The sequence below is a fragment of the Echinicola marina genome, from assembly GCF_020463795.1.
GTDB lineage: Bacteria > Bacteroidota > Bacteroidia > Cytophagales > Cyclobacteriaceae > Echinicola > Echinicola marina.
This window is the reverse complement of record NZ_CP080025.1, coordinates 1,222,289-1,236,994: the sequence shown is the minus strand read 5'-3', so window position 1 is coordinate 1,236,994 and position 14,706 is coordinate 1,222,289. Positions and strand designations below refer to the sequence as shown.

At 39.8% G+C, this 14,706-nt stretch carries 13 protein-coding genes; 5 read left to right on the top strand and 8 right to left on the bottom strand.

The genetic code is table 11. The features are described from left to right. Positions 1-12: 12 nt before the first annotated feature. Positions 13-1,653, bottom strand: coding sequence for a capsule assembly Wzi family protein (locus KZP23_RS05095; protein ID WP_226335023.1), 1,641 nt, complete (start codon positions 1,651-1,653; stop codon positions 13-15). A 76-nt stretch (positions 1,654-1,729) separates the two neighbouring features. Beyond that, positions 1,730-2,398 carry a hypothetical protein gene (locus tag KZP23_RS05090; RefSeq protein WP_226335022.1) on the bottom strand — a complete coding sequence of 223 codons (669 nt, stop codon included), beginning with the start codon at positions 2,396-2,398 and terminating at the stop codon, positions 1,730-1,732. Positions 2,399-2,644: 246 nt separating this feature from the next. Between KZP23_RS05090 and wecB the strand changes: the two genes are divergently transcribed. Continuing rightward, the gene (gene wecB / locus KZP23_RS05085; RefSeq protein WP_226335021.1) at positions 2,645-3,739 is read left to right on the top strand and encodes a non-hydrolyzing UDP-N-acetylglucosamine 2-epimerase; all 1,095 of its coding nucleotides are present in this window, start codon (positions 2,645-2,647) and stop codon (positions 3,737-3,739) included. On the opposite strand, the gene KZP23_RS05080 is transcribed toward wecB, so the two are convergent. Then, positions 3,736-6,198, bottom strand: a complete 2,463-nt coding sequence (locus tag KZP23_RS05080) for a bifunctional UDP-N-acetylmuramoyl-tripeptide:D-alanyl-D-alanine ligase/alanine racemase (RefSeq protein ID WP_226335020.1) — start codon at positions 6,196-6,198, stop codon at positions 3,736-3,738. The genes wecB and KZP23_RS05080 overlap by 4 nt on opposite strands. 50 nt (positions 6,199-6,248) lie before the next feature. Beyond that, a complete protein-coding gene (locus KZP23_RS05075) occupies positions 6,249-6,584 on the bottom strand; it encodes a tRNA-binding protein (protein ID WP_226335019.1) in 336 nt (111 codons plus the stop codon). A 78-nt stretch (positions 6,585-6,662) separates the two neighbouring features. On the opposite strand from KZP23_RS05075, the gene KZP23_RS05070 reads away from it, so the two are divergent. Beyond that, positions 6,663-7,022, top strand: a complete 360-nt coding sequence (locus tag KZP23_RS05070) for a hypothetical protein (protein WP_226335018.1) — start codon at positions 6,663-6,665, stop codon at positions 7,020-7,022. A 96-nt stretch (positions 7,023-7,118) separates the two neighbouring features. On the opposite strand, the gene KZP23_RS05065 is transcribed toward KZP23_RS05070, so the two are convergent. From KZP23_RS05065 to KZP23_RS05050, 4 genes are all read right to left on the bottom strand, one after another. Further along, entirely contained in the window at positions 7,119-7,853 is a 735-nt protein-coding gene (locus KZP23_RS05065; RefSeq protein ID WP_226335017.1) for a 1-(5-phosphoribosyl)-5-[(5-phosphoribosylamino)methylideneamino]imidazole-4-carboxamide isomerase, read from the bottom strand. A gap of 148 nt (positions 7,854-8,001) precedes the next feature. Next, complete coding sequence (locus KZP23_RS05060) at positions 8,002-9,048, bottom strand: WD40/YVTN/BNR-like repeat-containing protein (protein ID WP_226335016.1); 1,047 nt, start codon at positions 9,046-9,048, stop codon at positions 8,002-8,004. A 106-nt stretch (positions 9,049-9,154) separates the two neighbouring features. Then, on the bottom strand, positions 9,155-11,974 hold the full coding sequence (uvrA, locus tag KZP23_RS05055; RefSeq protein ID WP_226335015.1) for an excinuclease ABC subunit UvrA: 2,820 nt from the start codon (positions 11,972-11,974) through the stop codon (positions 9,155-9,157). A 95-nt stretch (positions 11,975-12,069) separates the two neighbouring features. Beyond that, positions 12,070-12,687, bottom strand: a complete 618-nt coding sequence (locus KZP23_RS05050; protein WP_226335014.1) for an RNA-binding protein — start codon at positions 12,685-12,687, stop codon at positions 12,070-12,072. A 397-nt stretch (positions 12,688-13,084) separates the two neighbouring features. Between KZP23_RS05050 and KZP23_RS05045 the strand changes: the two genes are divergently transcribed. From KZP23_RS05045 to nth, 3 genes are all read left to right on the top strand, one after another. Next, positions 13,085-13,687, top strand: coding sequence for an RNA polymerase sigma factor (locus KZP23_RS05045; RefSeq protein WP_226335013.1), 603 nt, complete (start codon positions 13,085-13,087; stop codon positions 13,685-13,687). Then, positions 13,662-13,898: a hypothetical protein gene (locus tag KZP23_RS05040; protein WP_226335012.1), complete on the top strand. Its 237-nt coding sequence runs from the start codon at positions 13,662-13,664 to the stop codon at positions 13,896-13,898. Before KZP23_RS05045 ends, KZP23_RS05040 begins: the two co-directional genes overlap by 26 nt. A 121-nt stretch (positions 13,899-14,019) precedes the next feature. Next, positions 14,020-14,706 (top strand): endonuclease III, encoded by a 687-nt coding sequence (nth, locus tag KZP23_RS05035; RefSeq protein ID WP_226335011.1) that lies wholly within the window; start codon positions 14,020-14,022, stop codon positions 14,704-14,706.

The window sequence follows — 14,706 nt, the reverse complement described above, 5'->3', positions numbered from 1 at the left end:
TTTCAGATTGTATCAGTCGAAAACATAAGTTAAGCTTAGGTGAGCCACAAAGTTTGTTTTGTCCAGCCCAGCCACAAAGTATTGATTAGGGTTGTTTTCCAAGTACCATTTATAATTTAGGGTGTTGACATATTGGAATTTACTGGAAAGGATAAAATTGTCTATTTTCCAGTCAGCCAATAATGATGGCACCAAGTCTATGTATTTCCTTCTCCAATCTTTGATTTCTTCAAAGCGCTTGTAATAAAAGTCGTTATTATAGACAACACGCTCCATTTGGAAACCTATTTTATTATAGTCTTTAACCCAGCTAAAGTCCAGGAAGATGACATTACTACCTGGCCCATATCCTGCCCCCATTACTTCTCCACGATTTGTATAACCATGTTTTACATAAGGATGTGTGTACCAGCTATTATGGGCTATGATGGCATCTCGGACTGTTTGCCCGGTTTGTGTCATTTCCGAGCTGATTTGAAAATAGGCCCCCTCCTGTTTTAGGGGAATCAAATTAGTGAAACCAAAGGTAAAGGCTCGGTTCAGATCTGGATTTACCAGAAAGTTTCTAAACTGGCTGCTATTTCCATTGGACCCATATTCGCCATAAAATTCAAATAGGCCACCATGGCTCATCCAGCGGAAAAAGCCTGAGCTTAATTGATTTCTCCTATCTCTATCTAGATTAACAATATTTTTAGGGCCTTTTTCCCCATTGAAAATTGGTAAGTAATCATCAAAGCTTCCCATGTCATTGTGATACATTTGAGAAACACTGCTATATCCTACTGATAGACCAGGTACCCATTTTGGTTGATAGGAGATGATAATTCCAGAGAGATATCTCCAGTCCTCGTCTCTTTTGGGGATATATAATGGGGTTTGCTGATTGATATAACCTGATTCGGGAGGTAAATACCCTGAATTTTCTAGTTTTCCAGAAAGTATTTGCCCCTCAAAATATCCAATTTGGGTGGGGATTGGTTTTTCAGTTTTGATAGAGGCATGTAAGAACCCGGTGGCATTATTACTCATGAGTAAGGCATTTCGCTTACTGGGGCCCCACCAAAGGTTTTCTGAGGAAATGCCAACAGAAAATCCTTTATAGGTGTATTTGATATTTGATTGTCCCAAAAATAATTTGGTATAACTTGCTGTCCCAAACCGTTCAGGGATGTCTGCAGTGTTAAGCCATTCATAATATACTCTCCAAGTGCTGCCCCAATGTTCAATAGGGAATCCTTGAAAATCAAGGTTCTGGGCTGTAATGAGCTCTGGTTGGAATTGGATACTAAGGCCTCCATATTCTGCATATACTCCAGCACTTAGTAGCATTTGGAGCCCTTTGTTTGGAATCAATGAACCATTGTTAGCGCCAAAGGAATAATTAGAATTGTATTGACTTTTAATGAGTACCGGCAATGCTTTGATCAATCCTTTACCATTAGCAAAGAGCTGATGATCATTAAAGCCGTAAAGGCTATTATTAAGGTTGCTTGAATTATTGGAGCCACCTTTTAAATCATCAATCTCCGGTTTTATAGGCCGCACACTGAATGAGTAGTTCTCATCAAAGCTTCCCATTAATTGCTGTCTTCTCAGGTAATCTTCCAGAAATGGAACATTGAGATTGGCCGTCTGGGCAAATATGAGCAAAGGGTTAGCTATCAATATGAATAAAATGATAGCCTTAATATTTGTATACAATATGGTTTTCGAAAAAGCGAACATATTATTTGATTGAAAGAGTACTTACTTCAATTTTAGAAATTGACCAACTTTCATCGCAGATATGTGAAGGGACATTGTCCTGTACAAGCTGGTCCCCACAAATAATAGAAAGACTTGGACCTACATGGCTGATTAATTTGCTGATTCTATATTTTGAGGTCCAGCCAGGGGTGTCTTTGTATTGACACAGACCAGGAAGGTCTGTGTCAATAGCCCCCGTTTTAGGATCGTAGTGTCTACCATATTGATCAGGATAGGACTGATATAGGCAATAGGTAGAAACACAAGGAGTATTAGAAAATGTTGTGTTTAAAATTTGTTTTCCGTCCACATTAAGGTACCAATAATCAGGGCCACCAACTCCTCCTGAATTACCATCCCAGCTATCATGAATCATAAGTTCAATTACGACACGAACAGTATTGTGCCCTGGTAAATTGCCTAGTTTTATGATGGTCTCTTCGTTGTTATAGTTTCCAAGAATACTATCATTTTCGAAAACGTGTATTCGTCCATTTTCAATATTTGTTAAACTTCCTACTTCTGAGAAATCATTGTCGTAAACCAATACCTCCCCAATTAACTGATCTTCCTGGCAGGAGTTCAGGAAGAATGATAGGAGGAGTAGCCCAAAAAGTAAATACCTGGACTTTAAACAAGCTTGTTGCATGTGGTAATTTAGATGGTTTTTTAAACTTATATACTTAATAAATACCTGATATAGTTAAAATTATATTTTGGTATTTAGTAGTGCCACAAATATAAGATAAAATAAAGGAAATTAAGGTTTTGCTCAATCTATGGAGAGGAGAAGATTGATATAATGTTCGTTTTTTAGTGAAGGCAAAGAATGTGTATATTCGCTTTCATAACATCAAGCATTGCCTTGTGTGCAAATAAATTCTGAAATATTATCATGCTGAATATAACCTTAGTGGCTGGGGCAAGGCCAAATTTTATGAAAGTTGCTCCTATAATCCATGCTATACGACATAGAAAGGAAGCGGGAGAGCCCATAGACTATAGGCTTGTCCATACCGGACAGCATTATGACCGTAAAATGTCTGGAGATTTTTTTGAGCAATTGGAGATTCCTAATCCAGATTCCAATTTAGGTGCAGGAGGCGGTTCGCAAGCAGAGCAGACTGCAGCAATTATGATTGGATTTGAAAAGGAATTGGGGGCAAACCGACCGGATGTGGTTTTGGTGGTAGGAGATGTAACCTCTACTTTGGCCTGCTCCATTACTTCAAAAAAGCTTCTCATACCGGTAGTACATGTTGAAGGAGGGATTAGGTCTGGAGATATGAGCATGCCAGAGGAGATCAATAGGATTGTAACAGATAGTATTACTGATCATTTTTTCACCACTTCTGAATTGGCAAATGAAAACCTACAAAAATCAGGAGTGGGGGAGGATAGGATCCATTTTGTGGGTAATACGATGATAGATACATTACTACATAAAATGGATCAGTTAACACCGCCTTCTGAAGCATATTTAAGGAATTTAGCTCCCAAGTCTTATTTTGTCTTGACCATGCACAGGCCTGCAAATGTGGATGAGGAGGGTAAACTGAAAGCGATGATGGAAGCATTAATTGCTGGAGCAGGAGACTATCCGATCATATTTCCTGTCCATCCAAGAACGGCTAAAGTGCTTCAAAAATTGGGGATAAAGCATGAAAGGCTTCATTACGCGGATCCGCTTTCCTATCTGGAGTTTAACTATCTTGTCAAAAATGCCAAAGCTGTTATTACTGATTCTGGAGGGATCACAGAGGAAGCTTCTGTAATGAATGTGCCTTGTTTGACTCTAAGGGACAATACCGAAAGACCTGAGACAATAGCATTGGGCACCAATGAACTGGTGGGAACAGATCCTTCCAATCTTCAGCCTTATTTAGATAGATTGAAGACAGGTGCTTGGAAGGAATATCAAGGAATCCCGCTTTGGGATGGTAAGACAGCTGTAAGAATCGTGGAAAAACTCCAGGAAATCTATGGCTAGTCGAGAAAATAGGTGCGTTTGACCCGGTCACTTATATTGGTAAGTAGTTCATAGGGGATGGTGCCTATGGCATTTGCTTGTTCTTTTAGAGATAGGCCATTTCCATAAATAATGACTTCATCCCCCTCTGCTGCATCAATATCCGTGATATCTACCATAGACATGTCCATACAGATATTGCCTATTATCGGAGCCATTTGTCCATTGATCATGACCTTGCCTACACCATTGCTAAACCGACGGTCATAACCATCTGCATAGCCAATGGCTATGGTGGCAATTTTACCATCTCTTTGCATCAAACCTTTTCTGCTATAGCCCACAGTTTGACCCTTTTTGAGGTGTTTTATTTGCGAGATGGTAGTTTTTAGAATGCTTACAGGCTGTAAGGCTGTTTCATGCAGACCATTTACTTCCACACCATATAGCCCTATTCCCAACCGTACCATATCAAATTGATGAGTCGGGTAGCGAAGTATACCTGCTGAGTTGAGTGCATGCATCATTGGTTTATAGCCTAAGTCTTCTTTTAGTGCCTCTCCCATAAGTTTGAAACGGTGAATTTGTTCCAGTGAAAAATCTTCATGGATACTTTCGTCCGCACCTACAAGATGGGTGTAAAGGCTTGCGATTCTCAACTCTGGATATGCGCTGATCAGATCTTTTAATGTTTCGAGGTCTTCTTGGTCAAAACCTAAACGGTGCATGCCAGTGTCCAAGTCCAAGTGGATGTTTAAAACAGCAGACTGGTTTTGGCAGAATCTTCCCAGTTGTTCAAAGAAAGAAAGGCTATATACAACGGGTTCCAGATTGTACTTAATCAGATTGCCAAATGATTCTGGGGCAGGATTGAGGACCATTATCGGTAATTTGATTTTGTCTTCTTTTAGAGAAACACCTTCGTCCGTATAGGCTACTGCTAAATAGTCTGCTTTGAGTTGTTCCAAATGATGGGCGATTTCAGTGGCTCCACCACCATAGGCAAAAGCTTTCACCATGACCATTATTTTAGTGGCCGGTTTGATCTGTTCCTTATAGAATGTAAAGTTCCTTCTCAAGGCATTCAGGTTAATTTCCAGGACAGTTCCATGAAGCTTGGCCTGTAGGGCGTTTACTACCTGTTCAAAAGCAAATGCCCGGGCTCCTTTGATAAGGATGAGGTCATTGTTGAATGCTATACTGGGTAAAGCAGAAAGTAATTCTGCGGTGTTCCCAAAAAACAGGCTTTCACATGGGGGATTGTGCTCTAGTTCTTTTATTTCCTTACCGACAGCAATAAGGAGGTCCAGCTTATTGTGTTGGATTAGCTCCCTGACTTTTTTGTAAACACTTGCTGACTTTCCGGCCTGTAATAGGTCTGATAGGATCAGTATTTTTCTTTTTTTTGGCCTTTGATTTTGTAAAAACTCCAAAGCAATATCCAATCCGGCCAAATCATTATTATAAGTATCATCTATCAATAAACATTGATGAAGTCCGGATTTTAGCGTAAGCCTCATTTCCACAGTGTTCAGTTGGGGCAGGCATGCTTGAATGTCTTTTTCTGTCATGCCTAATACAAGACCTGCAACTATGGCATGGCGCAGGTTCTCCAACGAGGCCTCATCAGTAAAACTAGTTTCAAAGGTATACAGGCCCATGTCAGGCTTGATCAACGTGATCTTACTAGTGGAATGATTTCTTTTCGTCGAAAGTGTATAGTCTGCTCCAGGTATTTCGGACCATGATATGAGTCTGTCCATGTCAAAGTGTTCAAGCATAGCATTGTGAACTGTTTTTTGGTCCTTTCGGTAAATGATATACTGAGCATCTTTGAAAAGCAATAACTTTTCCTTTAATTTTTCTCTTTGGTTCTGAAAACCCTCCGCATGGGCAGTGCCAATATTTGTGAAAATGCCCATACTTGGTTTGATCATTTTTTCCAGTTTGCTCATTTCACCTGGCCTGGAAATACCCGCTTCCAGGATTGCAGCTTGATGTTGCTGCTCAATCATAAAAATAGATAGAGGTACGCCAATTTGGCTGTTATAGCTTTTGGGGCTTTTGGCCACATGGAATTTTTGGGATAGCAGCTGTCCCAGCCATTCCTTAACAATGGTTTTGCCATTGCTTCCAGTAATTCCGATCACTGGCCTAGAGAATTGCACGCGATTATACTGGGCCAGTGCCTGCAGGGCTTCGGCGGTATTGGGGACCAAAAGGATATTGGCATGTTCTAGTTTGGAGAAGCTTGTTTTTTCTTGAACGACAAAATTGCGTACTCCTAGCCTATAGGCATCTTCAAGATAGTCTTGTCCGTTTACCTTGAAGCCTTTCAAGGCCACAAAGACAGTTTCTTTGCCACTAATGATCTTTCTAGAATCTGTCAATACCTCCTTGATGGTCAAGTCGTTTTTTTCTTGGATAAATTGACCATTAATAATAGAGGGAAGCGTTTGAGCTGTTATAGCTTTGATCATTTTGTTTGATGATTGAAGATGCCAAATATTTAGAAAAACCTATCTTAAAGTTAATAGAGCTTTGCTCCGTTTGGAACATTTAAATCGGAGGTGGCCAAGGTTATATATCCGTTTTCATCATGAAACCCTGTCACCAGTACTTCAGACATGATATTGGCTATTTGCTTTGGAGGGAAATTGCAAATACATATGACTTGCTTCCCAACTAAGCTTTCAGGATTATAATTTTCTGTAATTTGTGCAGAGGATTTTTTGATTCCAAGCTCTCCCAGGTCCACCATCAGCTTGTAGGCGGGTCTTTTTGCTTCTTGGAAAACTTCTGCTTTTGTAATGGTGCCAATTCTTATATCAACCTTTTGGAAATCAGAAAACTGAATCGTTTGCATCTTTTTGAATAATTTGTATATTTGAAAATCTTAAACCAATTAAGGGCAAGATAAAAATTATTAAAAGAAAATTTTATAATGTTTAATATAAGCCAAATTCTACCACAATCGTATAAGTCTGTAATAGCAGGTATAGCTGTTGCTGCTCTATATAATGTGGAGGTTGGTGCTCAAGAACTTAGGGATTGTGACAGAAGACCTGGTAGGTCAAGTGATGAATCGCTAAATTCGGTAGAAAGTGTAGAAAATTTTTCTTCTGAAGAGTATAAGCCTGAAAGGGTTTCCATTTCGAATAAGGCCAAGTCTTCTTCGGTAAAAGAAGTGAAAGAAAACCCCATATATAAAGCCTCAGGTGAAAAAGAGGTAGATCAGGAAGAAATGTCCACATTGTCTTTTAATTTGTTCATATATATTATGGATAGGTTTAAGGAGGATTAAAATTTGAACCCAATTAGTTTTACAATTAACAATAACCCAAGATAAGGAGGCAAATTTTGTCTCCTTATTTTTTTGTAGGTAATGGAAATTGGATGGTTAGACGGTAATAACAAACTCTTTTAGGTCTTCAAGCTTGATTTTTCCTTCATAAAATGCAGAACCGATTACGGCACCACGAAGACCAAGGTCTCTTAATCTTCTGAGGTCGGCTATATTTCGGACTCCACCGCTAGCGACTACATGAAGATCAGGGAATCTTTTTACCATTTCCTCATATAAGCTTAAGTTTGGTCCTTCCAAGACACCATCTCGGGTGATATCAGAACATTTGAGGTATTTAAGTCCCCTGTCATAAAAATATTGTACCTGATCGAAAAGGTCAATATTAGTGTTTTTTTGCCATCCAGCGATTTTGATTTTATAGTCTTTTGGGTCAGTATCAGCAGCCATATTGATTTTTTCCCTTCCGTATGACATCAGCCATTGGGCAAATTTTTCAGGGCTTTTTACTGCAGCAGTAGAGGCGGTGATGGTTTTTGCTCCATTTTCAAAAACCTTGATTACATCCCCATCTGTATATAAGCCACCAGTATAGTCAATTTTTAGGTTCGTATATCCAGCTATGATATTAAGTATGTGGTAATTTTTTGGTTCTCCTCTTCTGGCCCCATCTAGATCAACCAAGTGCAATCTTTCCAGCCCACTATTCTCAAATTTCTGAGCAATTTCAAGTGGATTATGAGAAATAACCTTCTCCGTGGTAAAGTCTCCTCTTTTCAAGCGGATACACTTCCCATTTATGATATAGATAGATGGAATGATCTCGAACATTTTGGGTTATTTAGGTCTTTTCGTTTACTGTAGACTCCTAGAGGATTAGGATACTGTTTCATGCCTTAAGCTACCTAATATAATAAAAAAACTGCTGTACTCAACAGTAATTGAACCTATTTTAATGTTCCGGGAGAGAAAAAATAGCCTAGTATTTTATTTTTCCTATCATTCCATCAGCTCCAGATATCCATATAGTTCCTTCATTTTTTGAAAGTTTAACGGCATGGGGTCCTTGGTCAGAAAATTTGGCCCAGTTATTTCCGCCGTCGGTGGAGTAATCACTTCCATTGGTGCCTACTGCGATCAACCATCCTTCTTTTGGGAAATAAGCTACTCCGGAACGGTAGCCAGATGGTCCCTTCCCGGTAGGTGATTTCCAAGTTTTACCATGGTCTATTGATAGTGCAATGTTTTTATTGCGATCGTCTGGTTTTTTGTAATCTCCTCCAACGGCTACTAAGGTCCCTTCTTTGATGAAGGACATGGAAAATATTCCTTGCGAAGCTTCTCCCTGTATGATAGGAACTGGGAAGTTTGTCCAGTCTACACCTGCATTTTCTGAATAATAAACTTGGCTTTTGGTTCCTCCAGAGGCAATCCAGATTTTATCATTGTCCGTTAGGATTCCTGAACCGCTTGCGGCAAAGCCGGCTTCACCTTTTGCTAGTTCAGGGGTGGTACTTAGCGTTATCCAGGACTTTCCGCCATTAAAGGTTTGCAGTACCATTAGTTTACCATTTACTGGGTCGCCATAAACAAAGCCTTTCTTGTCGTCATCAAAGGATAAGCCGTCCAAGAAAGCTTCTTTTGGACCTTCATAAGTTTTCTTCCAAGTTTTCCCAGCATTGCTGGTTCTGTAGATGACTGCAGGTTGTCCTGCGGATATTGCAATGGCTGTCTTTGCATTAAATGCTTCAATATCCCTGAAATCCACCGTGTCAAGTCCGTCTATTACACCATGTTCCCATGTTTTGCCGCCGTCAACAGTCAGCATCCATAGGCCATTGGATCCGGTCGCCCAAGCAATGTCTTCAGTAAGTGGGCATAAACCCCTGATTGAGCTTTTGGTTGGGGTATCGACTATTTCCCAGCCCAAAGGAGTGGTGATTTCATGGGCTTTAGGTGATTGGCATGAGCTGATAAGTGTACTGGCGATAATGCTTAAAAATAGGAGATAGAAAATATTTCTCATTTTTCTTGTAAAGAATGCGGTTTTGATTGTAATGAATAGCTATAATAACTCCAATGCCCATAGAAAAGTTTCTATGGGCATTGGTTTTTGGAGCTAGGATGGAAATTCAATCCATAAAGGATTCCCTAAGGTATTTGGCGGTGTAGTTGTCTTTCAATTCTTTGAGTACCTCAGGGGTTCCCTCAAAAGTGATATGTCCACCTCTTTTACCACCTTCTGGTCCCAGGTCGATCACCCAGTCTGCAGATTTAATCACTTCGGTATTATGTTCGATGATGATTACTGAGTGGCCTTCTTCGATCAGGGCATTGATGGAATGGAGCAACTTTTTGATATCATGGAAGTGGAGCCCTGTAGTAGGTTCATCAAAGATAAAAAGGATATGATCTTTGCTCTTACCTTGGCTTTTTCCAAGGAATGAGGCCAATTTTACCCGCTGTGCTTCTCCACCACTAAGGGTGTTAGAGGACTGTCCAAGGCCAATATAGCCCAATCCTACTTCTTGAAGAGGTTGGAGTCTGTTGATAATGGCGTTTTTCCCTTCGAAGAAAGTCATTGCCTCGTCAATGGTCATATCCAGGACATCGGCAATGTTCTTGTCCTTATAGGTGACATCCAGTATTTCATTTTTGAAACGCTTGCCCTTACAGGATTCGCAGGTCAGGAAGATATCTGCCATAAACTGCATTTCGATCTTTTGGGTTCCTTCTCCCTGGCAGGCTTCACATCTGCCGCCATCTACATTGAAGCTAAAAAAAGCAGGTTTATAGCCGCGCTGTTTGGAGATGCCCATTTCGGCAAAGAGGCTTCTTATGGCATCATATGCTTTGACATAGGTGACAGGATTGGAGCGAGAGGATTTTCCAATTGGATTTTGGTCCACAAATTCCACTTGGCCAATGGATTTATAGTCGCCACTTAGTTTATCAAATTTTCCTGTTTCATCGATGACTGTTCCCAAAGTCTTTCCCAGTGCAGGATAAAGGACTTTTTTGATCAAGGTGGATTTTCCTGAGCCGCTGACCCCTGTGATACAGGTAAGGGTGTTTAGTGGGATGGATACATTGATGTTTTTTAAGTTGTTTTCTCTGGCGCCATTGATGACGATTTTATCCTTCCACTTTCTGTTGCCAGTTTTGATATTGATTTTTTCTTCTCCCTTGAGGTATTTGGCTGTGTAAGTCTTTCCATGGACCAATAATTCCTGTAAGTCGCCTTGGAATACCAATTCTCCACCATTAACACCTGCATCTGGGCCAATGTCGATGATTTCATCAGCTGCTTTCATGATTTTTTCTTCATGCTCCACTACGATGACGGTATTGCCCAAGTCCCTCAAGGATTTTAGTACAGAGATGAGTCGATCAGTATCTCTAGGGTGCAAACCTATACTAGGTTCATCCAATATATACATGGATCCCACTAAGGCACTTCCGAGGGATGTGGCCAATTTGATTCTTTGGTATTCGCCCCCAGATAAGGTGGAAGTGAGTCGGTTTAAGGTGAGGTAACCCAATCCGACTTTGTCAATATACTCCAGTCGGTTCAAGATCTCTTTCAAAAGCCTGTTGGCGGTTTTTGTCTCAGAATCACTTAATTGGAGGTTTTGGAAAAAGTCCAATGCTTTTTCTATAGGCATTAAAACGATATCAGTGATAGAATGATCGTTGATTTTTACATAGGATGCATCCTTTCTGAGCCTAGTGCCTTTACAGTCAGGGCAGGTCGTGCGTCCTCTAAACCTGGACAGCATTACCCTATATTGGATTTTATGTGTTTTGCTTTGCAGGTGTTCGAAAAATGCATCAAGGCCTTTGAAATAACTGTTCCCTTTCCACAGAAGTGCTTTATGCTCTTTGTCTAATTCCTCATAAGGCCTGTGGATGGGGAAGTCGAATTGGATTCCATTTTTGATCAGGGGTTCTGCCCATTTTTTAGTGGTTTCTCCTCTCCATGGTGCAATGGCTCCCTCATAGATGGAAAGGGATTTGTCAGGAATGACCAAGTCCGGGTCTATGCCAAGTACAGAACCGAATCCCTCGCACTTTTTGCAGGCGCCATAAGGGTTGTTAAAGCTAAAGAAATTGACTGTGGGTAATTCGAATGACATGCCGTCCATTTCAAATTTATCACTGAATTTTTTCTTTGTTTTATGAGGGACTACCACAATACATTCACCATGACCTTCAAAGAACGCTGTCTGAACGCTATCTGCTATCCTGAATTGGTTATCCTCGTCTTCTTTTTGGATCATGGCCCGGTCGATGAGAATTTCAATCTGGCCATTGGGAGTTTTATCTTCTTCTAAAAGGTCTTCCACAAAATGAGCATCTCCATCTATCAAGATTCTGGTAAACCCCTTTTGTAATAGTACTTCCAACTCTTTCTTGATGCTTCTCCCCTCGCTGATCTGAAGTGGACAGCTGATCATCACCTTATCTCCTTCCTCAAAGCTGTGAATATAGTCCACCACATCAGTTACCGTATTGTGCTTGACTTCCTCTCCGCTGATAGGGGAAAAGGTTTTGCCAATTCGGCTGAATAATAATTTCAGGTAATCATAGATTTCCGTGGTAGTTCCTACTGTGGAGCGAGGGTTTTTGGTGGTGACTTTTTGCTGTATGGCAATGGCCGGAGAAACTCCTTTGATGTATTCCACATCTGGTTTTTCCATCCTGCCTAAAAATTGTCTAGCATAGGAACTAAGACTTTCCACATACATTCTTTGGCCTTCAGCAAATAGGGTATCAAATGCCAAGGAGGATTTTCCAGATCCAGAAAGGCCTGTGACTACCACCAATTTATTTCTGGGAATAGCCACACTTAAACTTTTAAGGTTGTTAACCTTAGCATTCTTAATAATTATATATTCTTTGGGGTCAAGATCTTCTATGGAAGTCTTATTCAAAGCAGTAGTCTCATTCATAGTTTACAAAGATACCAAGTGAACAGGTGAAATGGTAATTTGTTTAAAGTTGAATTAAGATGAAAAGTTCCTTAATGCATTTCATATACTTTATTTCAATTTAATAGGGCCTTAACTTTAACCTTTTTGATGAGGCTGGTATTGTAAATGATACCGTCAATGGGTAACTGCTGAAAATCATCGATCTCTTCTATGGATAGTATTTCATAATTTTTCTCCATTGCACTGGCATGTTTCTCGATTCTTGATTTTGCATTTTCGATTGCCTGGTTGAATCCTAGTTCATTTTTGGATTGGATTTCAGCGATATTGATAAAATATCCTCCGCTGCTTAGGTTGGCACCAATATTATTTTCCCGGAGTAGGCTACTGATTAAGTCCCTATCTGTTGCTTTGTTGAGTATTAGGCGATAACTTATTCCGTATTCAAAATCCACACCTTTGGTGTTATTGGATTTGTAATAGCTCTCGTTTATTTTTTTGACTTGAAAGTTTTCCATTTGCTTTCCAGACATCAGCTTTTCCAGGCTTTCTTGGCCTTCTTTGGAACCATTATAATTGATGTTCAAACAAGCTTTTGTAGCATCAAAATTGACTTCAGCAGCACCTATGACCTCAATGGTTTGATGTTGTTGGATTACTTCGGTAGTGCAGGAAAATATTGAGGTGCAGGTGATGATGAACAGGAGGGTGTTGATGAAGATGATTTTCATAATTACAAAGTGGTTAGATGAAAAATTATTGATTTTAAAAATATACTTATCAAGAAATGAGCCAGTTAGGTAGTTGTCTCGAAAATATTGATAGAACTGGCTTATTCTGATCACTTATGGTAATGATAATGGCAATTCAGGTGTCAAGCATTGATATTTCTAGGGAAATTCACCAACTTTAAGAAATATTTATCCATTGAAAGTTTTGCATTTCTTAACTTATTCAGATGAATATTTTGAAACGGGTGGCTATTTGAGTTTTGACAACATAAAAAAATCATTTATTTCATTGCTTTGTGTTTTTCATTTTGATACATTTGATAATAATAATTTCAAGTTTCCCACCTAAAATCCGCAATATGAAATAAACCTCTACGTTATTTAAACGTCAGAATTTATGAGTAAAAGGTTAGGACCTAAAGACAGTGAGTTAATCGCTCAGTATAGAAATGGAAGCGAAGCAGCTTTCGAAATGTTGGTAGATAAATATAAATCGCGCGTTTTTACCACGATTTATATGATAGTAAAGGATCAAGGATTAGCGGAGGATTTGTTACAGGATGTTTTTGTAAAAGTAATCCAGACCCTAAACTCAGACAGGTATAACGAAGAGGGGAAATTTCAGCCGTGGCTGATGCGCATCGCGCATAATTTAGCGATAGACTATTTCAGAAAGATGAAGCGGTATCCTTCCATTGTAATGGAAGATGGTTCCAGTTTATTCAATACATTAAAATTTGCCGAGGATAATGTCGAAGACCAGAAGGTCAAAGATGAGACCCATGAATTGGTAAGGGATTTAATCAACGAGTTGCCTGAAGCACAGAAACAAGTCTTGATCATGAGGCATTATATGGACTTGAGTTTTCAGGAAATTGCCGACCAAACAGGAGTGAGCATTAATACCGCTCTTGGGAGGATGAGGTATGCATTGATCAATATTAGGAAGAAACTAAAACAAATAAATGTTGCCTATGACAATATATTTTACCCCAAATGATCAGCTGATAAGGTATGTCTATCAGGAAATGAGTGAAGAAGAAAGTATAGCATTTGAGCAGCTTTTGCGTGAAGATGATGATCTCATGCAAGATTATCTAGGCTTTTTGAGTACCGTTGACCAGATCAATGGTTTGGTACTGGAGCCATCCGATAAGGTGGTGGCTTCCATTAAAGAAAAGGCCAGGACTTCTGGACTCCAAAAGGTTTGACAGTAAGAAATATCGGTAGAAGCCCTCTGGATAAACTTATCCAGAGGGCTTTTTTCTGGGAAGGAGATTCTTTAATGGCCTAGATTTCTATTATATTTGGAGGGATAAAGGAGATAAAAATATGTTGAAGAAAGAGCGATATAAGGCATTTACGGACCATTTTTCTACCCATATGCCAGTGGCGGAGACGGAGTTGGAATATGAAACTCCCTTCCAGCTTTTGATAGCGGTGGTGCTTAGTGCGCAGTGTACTGATAAACGTATCAATATGGTGACACCGGCGCTTTTTAGAGATTTCCCGACTCCTGAGCACTTGGCTTCTTCCACTTTCGATGAATTATTTCCTTATATCAAGTCTGTATCCTACCCGAACAATAAAACCAAGCATTTGCTGGGTTTGGGCAAAATGCTGGTGGAAGATTTCAACAGCGAAATTCCTTCAACTGTAAAAGAGTTGGTGAAACTTCCAGGGGTAGGAAGGAAGACCGCCAATGTAATCACTTCCGTTGTTTGGAATCAACCCAATATGGCAGTGGATACCCATGTTTTTAGGGTTTCCAAAAGATTGGGCTTGGTGCCCCAAAATGCCAAAACTCCCTTGGAAGTAGAAAAGCAATTGATCAAGCATATTCCAAAAGAACATATTCATATTGCCCATCATTGGTTGATCTTGCATGGCCGTTATGTGTGTTTGGCAAGGAAACCTAAATGTGAAGCGTGCGATATTACCCATTTCTGTAGGTATTACGAAAAGAACAAGGCCAAAATGGAAATGGAAAAAGAATTGCTGTCTGGGACCAAGAAATAG

Coding starts and splice junctions, on each gene's coding strand:
- wecB (WP_226335021.1), top strand. CDS start 2,645: ATGCTGAATATAACCTTAGTGGCTGGGGCAAGGCCAAATTTTATGAAA.
- KZP23_RS05090 (WP_226335022.1), bottom strand. CDS start 2,398: ATGCAACAAGCTTGTTTAAAGTCCAGGTATTTACTTTTTGGGCTACTC.
- KZP23_RS05050 (WP_226335014.1), bottom strand. CDS start 12,687: ATGAAAATCATCTTCATCAACACCCTCCTGTTCATCATCACCTGCACC.
- KZP23_RS05070 (WP_226335018.1), top strand. CDS start 6,663: ATGTTTAATATAAGCCAAATTCTACCACAATCGTATAAGTCTGTAATA.
- KZP23_RS05045 (WP_226335013.1), top strand. CDS start 13,085: ATGAGTAAAAGGTTAGGACCTAAAGACAGTGAGTTAATCGCTCAGTAT.
- KZP23_RS05060 (WP_226335016.1), bottom strand. CDS start 9,048: ATGAGAAATATTTTCTATCTCCTATTTTTAAGCATTATCGCCAGTACA.
- KZP23_RS05080 (WP_226335020.1), bottom strand. CDS start 6,198: ATGATCAAAGCTATAACAGCTCAAACGCTTCCCTCTATTATTAATGGT.
- KZP23_RS05075 (WP_226335019.1), bottom strand. CDS start 6,584: ATGCAAACGATTCAGTTTTCTGATTTCCAAAAGGTTGATATAAGAATT.
- nth (WP_226335011.1), top strand. CDS start 14,020: ATGTTGAAGAAAGAGCGATATAAGGCATTTACGGACCATTTTTCTACC.
- KZP23_RS05065 (WP_226335017.1), bottom strand. CDS start 7,853: ATGTTCGAGATCATTCCATCTATCTATATCATAAATGGGAAGTGTATC.
- KZP23_RS05040 (WP_226335012.1), top strand. CDS start 13,662: ATGACAATATATTTTACCCCAAATGATCAGCTGATAAGGTATGTCTAT.
- uvrA (WP_226335015.1), bottom strand. CDS start 11,974: ATGAATGAGACTACTGCTTTGAATAAGACTTCCATAGAAGATCTTGAC.